Below are 10,088 nucleotides of genomic sequence, written 5' to 3' on the forward strand. Positions count from 1 at the left end.
GGGGCGGGCAAACCCGCCCCCGAATCACGTCCGGGAGATAATTCATGCAGGGAACGATGGCCGCATTTCCATTCTGGGTGCTGGCGCTCGACTACATTCTGGGCGTGATTATGTGGACGCTCATCGGGCGCGCCGCGATGAGCATATTCCTGCCTGAAGATTCCAGCTTCTTCTTCATGCGCTTTTTCGTCCGCGTGACCGATCCGATCCTGAAACTCTTCCGCCCGGTGACACCCGGATTTCTGCTGGAGCCTCTGGTGCCGGTTTATGTGGCGTGGTTCTTTTTCATGATCCGCTTCTATCTGATGCCCTGGCTGCTGGGATATTCAGTTATGGGCATGCTCTCATTCCCGCTGGAAAGCGAAATCGCCGGCATTCTCTATCAGATGTTCGGAGGAAACTGAGACGAAGCGCGTGGATTGCCTACGCTTTTGTCTCAATCGAGCGCGGCCAAAAGCGCGGCAGCGCCCATCATATCGCGTTTTCGCGCCAGCCGCCGTTGCACGGCTTCACTGTCCTCACCCCACAGCGAAATATTCCAATCTTCGTCGACATGGGCCGCTTTCCATGCCGTATCGGGCTCGACAGCGCGAGCTTCCACGGCCAACGAAAGAAGCGCGGAGCCCATCAACGTCGTCATCACATGCAGCGCCGCCAGGCGATAGGGTTCACTCTTCTGCCGAAGATAGGCACTGACCGCAGCAATCGCCTCGCGCGGCTGATCGACATGGATGACGCCTTCAGCGAGCACGAAATGCGCGCCAATGTGCTCTTGCGCCCAATCCAGAATCGGATCCCAGGCTTCCGCCTGTAATGCCATCAAACGTTCCGGCGATGATGCGCGGTAGCAAACGAGATCGCCTGTCGCATAGCGCAGCACGTCTTCCAACACCGTCTGCGCGTGCGCCGCCACTCCGTCTATCGCCGTATTGACCAAGCGCGTGACAGGCATGGTTGCCGGGTCGATATGCTCGCCCTGCGCTTCATACTCAGAGGCGATCAGAAGCGCCGTTGTCTCGTTGGGCACAAGCACGGTGCTTGCATTGGGCGTACGCACGGACTTTCCATCGAGACGAACGGAGTATCCGCCCCCCTCCTCGGCCATCACGCAGACGTCACTATAGAAGCGCTTGGGCAGCGCCTTCTTGATAGTGCTCTGTGCCCGTCGGACAGGGTCGAGTTCCGTCGGGGTCTTTCCGCTTTCAAGATCGTTCAGAAGGTCACGCATGGGTCTTCATATAGTGTGTGTTTGCGATTTGGCTAACGACGCGGCGACACCACAAAAAGACGAGCAATGTCGCCACCGCCGAGCGTGAAACACGGAAAACATCGGATTGAAGCCAACATCAGCCAGTTTCATCGCCACCTGATGAACACTCCAAGACAGGGTAAATCCCAGCATGACGGTCGCCACAAACGCGTCCATGGCGTGATGCCGGTCTGAAGCCGAGGCTGTAACCGTGGTCATTCAAGGTCCTCCGCCGAAGCCTCGTCAAAACCGAGAAGATTCCAGCTCTGGCGCATATGCGGCGGCAGCGGTGCCGTTACATCGATCTTGCCACCATTCGGGTGCGGGATGACGATATGGCGCGCATGCAGGTGAAGGCGCTTCTGAATGCCGCCGGGAAACTCCCAATTTTGATCTGCCTCGAAATATTTTGGATCGCCGATGATGGGACAACCAATGTGCGCTGCGTGAACGCGAAGTTGGTGCGTACGGCCCGTATAAGGCTCCATCTCCAGCCAGGAAAGCGCCGTGCCAGCCTGTTCCACCAGACGGTAATTGGAGACGGCGTGATCGGAATCCGGCTCGCCATGTTTGACCACACGCATGCGGTCGCCATCGGGCGTCTGCTCCTTGGCAAGCCACGTTGAGATGCGCGCTTCCGCCTTCTTGGGCACTCCCTTGACCAAAGCCCAGTAGGTTTTCTTGGTGTCGCGCGCGCGAAACGCCTCCGCAAGCCGCATGGCCGCCTGACGCGTGCGTGCAACCACCAGAACGCCGGATGTATCCCGGTCGAGACGATGCACCAGCCGCGGCTTCTCGCCCTTCTTATTGCGCAGAGCTTCCAGCATGCCGTCAACATGACGGTTCACACCGGAGCCGCCCTGCACAGCAAGGCCGGCCGGCTTGTTGAAGACATAGACCTTCGGGTCTTCATAAAGCAGCATTTGCGACAAAGCTTCGGCATCGCCGGTGTTGCGCAGACTGTACGCCGTGGTCTGGCCGTCACCCTTGCGGTCGACATCGAGCGGAGGCACGCGCACCACCTGCCCCGGCTCGAGCCGCGTATCCGCCTTGGCGCGACTGCCGCTTACTCGTATCTGCCCGGAGCGCAAAAGCTTCTGCAAATGCCCGAAACCGAGGCCCGGAAAATGCGTCTTGAACCAACGGTCCAGCCGCATGCCGCTCTCGTCCTTATCGACCTCGATCTGCTGAACGCCGGCCATTTCACCTATCCATTGATAAACATCGCCTCAGGCGAAGTGCCGAACCAGCCACAAGCCGGCAAAAAGCGCAGCAATCGCACCAAACACGCTGACAAGCACATAGGATGCCGCCAAAAGCCCGTCGCCCCGTTCCCACAAAACCGCAACATCGAGCGAAAATGCGGAAAAAGTCGTGAACCCGCCGAGCAGTCCCGTCGCCATGAACAGTCGCCATTCCGGCGAGAGACCGACGCGCCGTGCCAGCCACTCAACAAATGCCCCCATCACAAACGAGCCGAGGAGATTCACGATCAGCGTTCCCCACGGAAAGCCAACGCCCATGAGGCGCATGGCGGCCAGGCCGGTCAGGTGTCTCAGACTTGCGCCGATTGCCCCGCCGACGGCAACGATCAGCAGATGACTCATGGCGCCCTTTTCGCAGAAGCTGCGCAAAAATCAACAATCGCCGACATCATGGCTCACCTCGCTCCTTGCGCAGCCGCGCCCAGTAGTCGAGACGCTTGCGGATCTCACGCTCGAAACCGCGCTCAGGCGGATCGTAATAGCGTTTTCGCCCCATTCGTTCAGGAAAATAGTTCTGTCCGGAAAACGCATCCGGCGCGTCATGGTCGTAGGCGTAGCCTTCGCCATAACCCGTTTCCTTCATCAGCTTGGTCGGCGCGTTGAGAATGTGTTTGGGCGGTAGAAGCGAACCATGCGCCTTGGCATCCGCAAACGCCTGCTTGAAGGCGGTATAGACACCATTGGACTTGGGAGCAGTGGCCAGGTAAACGCACGCTTGCGCGAGCGCTAGCTCGCCTTCCGGGGAGCCCAGATATTCATAAGCGTCCTTGGCGGCATTGGCGATTCCGAGCGCCTGCGGATCGGCCAGACCGATATCCTCAACCGCCATGCGCACCAGTCGGCGACCGACATATAGCGGATGCTCGCCTGCATCGAACATTCGGCAAAGATAGTAGAGTGCCGCATCGGGATCGGACCCGCGTACGGATTTGTGCAGCGCCGAGATCAGATTGTAATGACCATCCTGACTCTTGTCATAGACCGGCGCACGCCTCTGTGCGACACGCTGCAGCCCCTCGGCATCGAACACTTCCCCCTCGCGGGCAGCGCGCCAGACCTCTTCGGCAAGCGTCAGCGAGGCCCGTCCGTCCCCGTCGGCCATACGCACCAGAACAGCTCGCGCTTCCTCATCCAAAGGTAGCTTTTTGTCTTCCAGCGCTTCCGCCCGCTCCAAAAGCCGCAGCAAGCTCTCCGCGCCGAGTGTGTTGAAGTTCAACACACGTGCCCGTGACAGAAGAGCAGCGTTCAGTTCGAAGGACGGATTCTCCGTCGTCGCTCCGACAAGCACAACGGTGCCGTCCTCCATCACCGGCAGAAAGGAATCCTGCTGTGATCTGTTGAAACGATGAATCTCATCTACGAAAAGAAGCGTCTGCCTGCCCTGGCTGCGGCGCAATCTCGCGGCCTCGAAAACCTTCTTCAGATCGGCAACGCCAGAAAAAATCGCCGATATCTGTTCAAAAGCCAGATCCGTTTCCCCGGCAAGCAGACGGGCAACCGTTGTTTTGCCCGTTCCCGGTGGCCCCCAGAAAATCAACGAACCCAAAGAGCGGCCCGCGATCATGCGGGTGAGCACACCGTCGGGTCCGGTCAGATGTTCCTGTCCGACCACATCTTCCAGCTTCATTGGCCGCAGGCGGTCGGCAAGAGGCCGGTTTACGGCGGGTTGAGCATCGTCGGTACTGGTGAAAAGGTCACTCATGGGTCATTCATCAAAGATGCATTCGCTGGCATCAAAAACGTAGTCTCTGTCGCAGTATGCGGCCATCGCGCTCAATGGCAAAGGCCCAGCGGCGCCCCGTATCACGCGCCACGACCTGCATGGTGTCAGCATCCTCGATGTCGATGCCGTTGACCTCGCGAATGATATCGCCTGCACGAAGGCCTACACTCGCCGCCGGCGAGCGCCTGTCGACATCAAGAACGACGACGCCCTGCTTATTCAAAGGCAATTTCAGACGCTGTGCCAGACGAGGAGTCAGTGTGGCAATCGAGGCTCCTGCAAAGGGGCCGCGTCCGTCGAGTGTCACGGTTTCCGGGTCCCCGCCATCGGAAAGGCGCTCGAGTTGAAAAGTGAATTCCAACGTCTCGCCGTCACGAAGAACGCCGATTACGCCCTTGTCCTCGAGCGGATGCGTGACGAGACGATACTCGAGCGCGTCTGGATGCTGTATGTCTGCACCGTCCATGGCAACCACCACATCGCCCGGACGCAAACCCGCCGTCTCCGCGGGACTGTCCGGCGCGACCTCACGCACCAGGGCTCCGACGGGGCGTTCCATACCGAGGGCTTCGGCGATTTGAGCCGTCACCGGATCGAAAGACGCACCGAAGAAGGGACGTTCGAACGTATCCGCTCCCTGCAGTGCGGCATTCACAACCGCGCGAACCATATTGGCGGGAATGGCGAACCCGATGCCGATGGAGCCACCGCTGCGGCTGACTATGGCTGTGTTGATCCCAATCACCTGCCCGCGCATGTCGATCAATGCCCCTCCCGAATTGCCGGGATTGATGGCTGCATCCGTCTGAATAAAGAAACCGAAATCGGACACGCCCACATGGCTGCGCGCAAGCGCTGAGACGATGCCGCTCGTGGTCGTTTGCCCGACGCCGAAGGGATTTCCAATGGCGAGGACCAGATCGCCCACTTCAAGAGAGTCGGAATCGCCCAGCGGCACGGCCGGGAACGTTTCATCATCAGAAATCTTCAGAACCGCCAGATCGAGGGCCTTGTCCTTCAGCAGAATTTCGCTCTCGAACTCTCGACCATCGGCGAGCGCCACCTTCACCTTGTCGGCATCGCTGATGACGTGATTGTTGGTCACGATAACACCGCTCGGATCAACCAAGACGCCGGACCCGAGCGAGGAGCGAACACGCGGCGGCATTTGCGGTCGGCCGAAAAACTGCTCAAAGAAGGGATCGCCCATGAAGGGCGAGCGCACTTCCACGGTCGAAGAAGCGTACACATTGACCACTGCGGGCGAGGTTTCACCGACGAGCGGCGCAAAGGAGAGTTGGATTTCGTCTCGACCGAAAGGCACACGGCGTTGAGTGTTTTCATTTCGCGGTGCCTCGAGCCGAGTGGATGCGTCATCATCGCTCTTCAACAGACCGGAGAGGAATTCGCGCAGGCCCCCTTCGCCGTCGCCTTGGGCAAGCGCGCCCCCCGTAGCGATCATCCCAACTGTAACAACGAGAATAACGACCCGTAAGAAATCAGAACGCATCCGCATATGCCTGGCCTTTATCCATTTCGGGAAAATAATGGTCCAAGATTCGACCGGAATCCATTCACTCAGAGCATTGTGCATATTGCGAGGCGGAGGCTCGAGGTACGCCAATTTCGCGCAATAAAAAAGGGGCCGTAAAGCCCCTTTTTCAAGATTGCCGAAGACCAGCGACTTACGCGGCCTCCGCCTCTTCATTCCCACCTTCGGCTTCAAGACGCGCACGGTCGGCAGCGCCCTTCGCCTCGAGATCGCGGTCGACGAACTCGATGACAGCCATCGGCGCATTGTCGCCGTGGCGGAAGCCCGCCTTCATGATGCGAGTGTAGCCGCCGTTGCGCTCTGCATAACGCGGAGCGAGCGTGTCGAACAGGCGCTTAACCAGGCTCTCGTCGCGGATGGCCGACACAGCCTGGCGACGGGCGTGCAGGTCGCCACGCTTGCCGAGCGTCACCAGTTTCTCCACGATCGGGCGAAGCTCCTTCGCCTTCGGGAGGGTGGTGACGATCTGTTCGTGTTCGATCAGCGAAGCCGCCATGTTGGCAAAGAGCGCCTTGCGGTGGCTTGCCGTTCTGTTCAGCTTGCGGCCGGATTTTCCATGACGCATGGCCTTTCTCCTTCAATCCCCGTCGCCCGATCATGGCGGGCTTTGCGGGCCTAGTATTGGTCTTCGTAACGCTTGGCGAGTTCTTCGATGTTTTCCGGCGGCCAATCCTCGACTTCCATGCCGAGGTGGAGCCCCATCGAGGCCAGCACTTCCTTGATCTCGTTGAGCGACTTGCGGCCAAAGTTCGGGGTGCGCAGCATTTCCGCTTCCGACTTCTGCACCAGGTCGCCGATGTAGACGATGTTGTCGTTCTTCAGGCAGTTCGCCGAACGGACCGACAGCTCCAGCTCGTCGACCTTGCGCAGCAGGTTGCGGTTGAACGGCGGCTCGGCGGCGGCCTCTTCCTCGTGGCGCGCCTGCGGCTCCTCGAAGTTGATGAAGAGCTGCAGCTGGTCCTGCAGGATGCGCGCCGCCAGGGCGACCGCGTCCTCCGGCGTCACCGCGCCGTTGGTCTCCAGCTCCATGGTGAGCTTGTCGTAGTCGGTGACCTGGCCGACACGGGTGTTCTCCACCTTGTAGGAGACCTTGCGCACCGGCGAGAAGATCGAGTCGACCGGCACCAGGCCGATCGGCGCGTCCTCGGGACGGTTCTGGCTGGCCGCAACGTAGCCCTTCCCGGTGTCGACGGTCAGCTCCATGTCGATGCTGGCGCCGTCGTCCAGGGTGCAGAGCACCAGGTTCGGGTTCATGATCTCGATGTCGTGGCCGGTCTCGATCTGGCCGGCAGTCACTTCGCCCGGGCCCTCGGCGCGCAGGCGCATGCGCTTCGGCCCCTCGCCGCCCATGCGGAGAGCGATGGCCTTCACGTTCAGGACCACGTCGGTCACGTCCTCACGGACGCCCGGAATGGAGGAGAACTCGTGCAGGACGCCATCGACCTGGATGGAGGTCACCGCCGCGCCCTGCAGCGACGACAGCAACACGCGGCGCAGGGCGTTGCCCAGCGTCAGGCCGAAACCGCGCTCCAGCGGCTCGGCGACGACCTTGGCGACGCGGTGCGCGTCCGGTCCAGGCTGGATGTCCAGCTTCGTCGGCTTGATCAGTTCGGTCCAGTTCTTTTGCAGCACGCTCGTGCCCTCACGACTTCTTGGCTGTTGCGTTTTCACATCCGGCGGCGACGGCGTCTCCGTCGACTCTCAGGGGCAAGATGGCCGGCAGCCTTCCGCCATCACCCCTCATCGTGTCCGGTTGTCTTCCCGGCTGCCTGCCGGCACCGCCCCCGTCACCGGAGCGGATCCCGGGCACCCGCGCCCAGGAGGGGCCGCGTCTTAGACGCGGCGGCGCTTCGGCGGGCGGCACCCGTTGTGCGGGATCGGCGTCACATCACGGATCGCGGTGATGGTGAAGCCGACCGCCTGCAGGGCACGCAGCGCCGATTCACGGCCCGAGCCCGGGCCCTTCACGTTGACTTCAAGCGTGCGCATGCCGTGCTCCTGCGCCTTCTTGCCGGCATCCTCCGCCGCGATCTGCGCGGCATAGGGGGTCGACTTGCGCGAGCCCTTGAAGCCCTGACCACCGGCGGAAGACCAGGAGATGGTGTTCCCCTGCACGTCGGTGATCGTGATCATGGTGTTGTTGAAAGTGGCGTTCACATGCGCAATGCCGGAGCTGATGTTCTTCTTTTCGCGGCGGCGCAGACGCGCTTGAGGTTTGGCCATAGCCTTGGTGCCCGTTTCCTGGTGCTAAATCGTTACTGGCGTCGTTACCTGGCGGCTTTCTTCTTGCCCGCGATCGGCTTCGCCGGGCCCTTGCGGGTCCGCGCGTTGGTGCTGGTGCGCTGGCCGCGCACCGGCAGGCCCTTGCGGTGCCGCAGGCCGCGGTAGCAGCCGAGGTCCATCAGACGCTTGATGTTCATCGCCACTTCACGGCGCAGGTCGCCCTCGACCACGTAGTCGCGGTCGATGGTTTCGCGCACGCGCGCCACCTCGTCGTCGGTCAATTCATTGACCCGACGCTCGCGCGGGATCCCGACATCCTGGCAGATCTTGGTCGCCATCGTCCGGCCGATGCCGTGGATGTAGGTCAGGGCAATCTCGACCCGTTTCTGCGTCGGAATGTTGACGCCAGCAATACGTGCCACTTCGCGAACTCCTTAAACGCCGCGGACTCGGGCCGCTTTCGGCCCGAAAACCATGTCTAGACAAGCAGAATCGTCCGGTCGCGGGGAGCGCCGGAAACGCTGGATTATATTAAGAGAAAGCGGCGAGTCAACCGTCATGCCGCCCCCAAAACATCTTCGATCTGGTCGGTCACCTCGTCGATGCCGGCCATGCCGTCGACCGCCTTCAGGACGCCCTTGTCACTGTAATAGGGCAGAATCGGGGCGGTCTGGGCGTGATAGGCCTCCAGGCGGGTGCGCACCGTGGCCTCGTTGTCGTCGGCCCGGCGCTTGAACTCGGTCCCGCCGCAGTTGTCGCAGACCCCGGGTTCCTTGGGCTTCTGGAAGCTGTCGTGGTAACCGGCGCCGCACTTGGCGCAGGTGAAGCGCCCGGTGATGCGGCCCACCAGGATGTCGTCGTTAACCTTCATCTCGATGACCGAGTGCAGCTTCAGGCCCTTCTCGGCCAGCATGCTGTCCAGCGCCTCGGCCTGGGCCGTGGTGCGCGGAAAGCCGTCCAGAATGAAGCCGCCGGCGCAGTCCGGCTGATCGATCCGATCGGAGATCATGGCGATCATCAGGTCGTCCGGCACCAGGTGGCCGGCATCCATCAGGGCCTTGGCCTTCTGGCCCAGCTCACTGCCCGAGGCCACGGCGGCGCGCAGCATGTCGCCGGTCGAGAGCTGCACCAGCTTATGGCGCTTTTCCAGCCGCTTGGCCTGGGTTCCCTTTCCCGCCCCCGGCGGTCCCAACAGAATGACGTTCATCCACGGCGTCCCTTGAGCTTGGACTTCTTGATGAGTCCTTCGTACTGGTGCGCGAGCAGATGCGCGTGGATCTGCCCGACGGTGTCCATGGTCACGGTGACCACGATCAGCAGCGAGGTGCCGCCGAAATAGAAGGGAAGCTCGGGGTATTGGGCGCGCAGGGCCTCGGGCAGCAGCGCCACCGCCGCCAGGTAGATGGCACCCACGGTGCCCAGGCGCGTCAGGATGCGGCGCAGGTAGTCGGCCGTGTTCTTGCCGGGACGGATGCCCGGGATGAAGCCGCCGTGCTTCTTCAGGTTGTCCGCCGTGTCGTCCGGATTGAAGACGATGCCGGTGTAGAAGAACGCGAAAAAGATGATCATGGCGGCGTAGAGCGCCATATAGGCCGGCTCGCCATGGGCCAGGTAGATCGTCACCCAGCTCAGCCAGTCCGGACCGCCGCCGCCGGTGAAGCCGGCCGCCGTGGCCGGCAGCAGCAGCAGCGAGGAGGCGAAAATCACCGGAATCACGCCCGAGGGGTTGAGCTTCATCGGCAGGTGCGAGGCCTCGCCGCCGAACATCTTGTTGCCGACCTGGCGCTTCGGGTACTGCACCACGATGCGCCGCTGGGCCCGCTCGATGAAAACGATGAAGGCCACCACGGCGATGGCGCCGAGCAGCAGGGCAACGATGAGCAGCGGGCCGAGCACGCCGGTGCGCCCCAGCTCCAGGATTTCCGCCAGGGCCAGGGGCAGGTTGGCGACGATGCCCGCGAAGATGATCAGCGAAATGCCGTTGCCGATGCCGCGCTGGGTGATCTGCTCGCCCAGCCACATCAGGAACATCGTGCCGCCGACCAGCGTGATGACGCAGGACACGCGGAAGAACCA

Annotated in this window: 13 protein-coding genes; 1 reads left to right on the forward strand and 12 read right to left on the reverse strand. The window is 61.7% G+C overall.

The genetic code is table 11. The features are described from left to right. Window positions 1–44: 44 nt before the first annotated feature. Window positions 45–404: a YggT family protein gene (locus QZ638_RS09010; protein WP_295809109.1), complete on the forward strand. Its 360-nt coding sequence runs from the start codon at window positions 45–47 to the stop codon at window positions 402–404. 32 nt (window positions 405–436) lie between these two features. Here QZ638_RS09010 and QZ638_RS09015 read toward each other — a convergent pair whose 3' ends face one another. From QZ638_RS09015 to secY, 12 genes are all read right to left on the reverse strand, one after another. Beyond that, window positions 437–1,228: an ATP12 family chaperone protein gene (locus QZ638_RS09015; protein ID WP_295809112.1), complete on the reverse strand. Its 792-nt coding sequence runs from the start codon at window positions 1,226–1,228 to the stop codon at window positions 437–439. Between the two features lie 6 nt (window positions 1,229–1,234). Next, window positions 1,235–1,468 (reverse strand): hypothetical protein, encoded by a 234-nt coding sequence (locus QZ638_RS09020; RefSeq protein ID WP_295809115.1) that lies wholly within the window; start codon window positions 1,466–1,468, stop codon window positions 1,235–1,237. Continuing rightward, on the reverse strand, window positions 1,465–2,451 hold the full coding sequence (locus QZ638_RS09025) for an RluA family pseudouridine synthase (protein WP_295809117.1): 987 nt from the start codon (window positions 2,449–2,451) through the stop codon (window positions 1,465–1,467). The genes QZ638_RS09020 and QZ638_RS09025 overlap by 4 nt, the downstream gene beginning before the upstream one ends. Before the next feature lie 27 nt (window positions 2,452–2,478). Further along, window positions 2,479–2,856, reverse strand: coding sequence for a fluoride efflux transporter CrcB (gene crcB, locus QZ638_RS09030; protein WP_295809120.1), 378 nt, complete (start codon window positions 2,854–2,856; stop codon window positions 2,479–2,481). A gap of 46 nt (window positions 2,857–2,902) precedes the next feature. Beyond that, a complete protein-coding gene (locus QZ638_RS09035) occupies window positions 2,903–4,216 on the reverse strand; it encodes a replication-associated recombination protein A (protein WP_295809122.1) in 1,314 nt (437 codons plus the stop codon). A 31-nt stretch (window positions 4,217–4,247) separates the two neighbouring features. Then, window positions 4,248–5,747, reverse strand: coding sequence for a DegQ family serine endoprotease (locus QZ638_RS09040; protein ID WP_295809124.1), 1,500 nt, complete (start codon window positions 5,745–5,747; stop codon window positions 4,248–4,250). Window positions 5,748–5,922: 175 nt separating this feature from the next. Continuing rightward, window positions 5,923–6,354 carry a 50S ribosomal protein L17 gene (gene rplQ / locus QZ638_RS09045; protein ID WP_295809126.1) on the reverse strand — a complete coding sequence of 144 codons (432 nt, stop codon included), beginning with the start codon at window positions 6,352–6,354 and terminating at the stop codon, window positions 5,923–5,925. A gap of 50 nt (window positions 6,355–6,404) precedes the next feature. Continuing rightward, window positions 6,405–7,421, reverse strand: a complete 1,017-nt coding sequence (locus QZ638_RS09050; RefSeq protein ID WP_295809128.1) for a DNA-directed RNA polymerase subunit alpha — start codon at window positions 7,419–7,421, stop codon at window positions 6,405–6,407. A gap of 201 nt (window positions 7,422–7,622) precedes the next feature. Beyond that, window positions 7,623–8,012 carry a 30S ribosomal protein S11 gene (rpsK, locus tag QZ638_RS09055; RefSeq protein WP_193368096.1) on the reverse strand — a complete coding sequence of 130 codons (390 nt, stop codon included), beginning with the start codon at window positions 8,010–8,012 and terminating at the stop codon, window positions 7,623–7,625. A gap of 44 nt (window positions 8,013–8,056) precedes the next feature. Next, window positions 8,057–8,434: a 30S ribosomal protein S13 gene (gene rpsM, locus QZ638_RS09060; protein WP_295809132.1), complete on the reverse strand. Its 378-nt coding sequence runs from the start codon at window positions 8,432–8,434 to the stop codon at window positions 8,057–8,059. 134 nt (window positions 8,435–8,568) lie between these two features. Next, on the reverse strand, window positions 8,569–9,219 hold the full coding sequence (locus tag QZ638_RS09065) for an adenylate kinase (protein ID WP_295809134.1): 651 nt from the start codon (window positions 9,217–9,219) through the stop codon (window positions 8,569–8,571). Further along, window positions 9,216–10,088: preprotein translocase subunit SecY (secY, locus tag QZ638_RS09070; RefSeq protein WP_295809136.1), on the reverse strand; the 873-nt coding region annotated here is incomplete at its 5' end. The genes QZ638_RS09065 and secY, both read right to left, overlap by 4 nt.

This window comes from uncultured Nitratireductor sp., from assembly GCF_913053745.1.
GTDB lineage: Bacteria > Pseudomonadota > Alphaproteobacteria > Rhizobiales > Rhizobiaceae > Nitratireductor.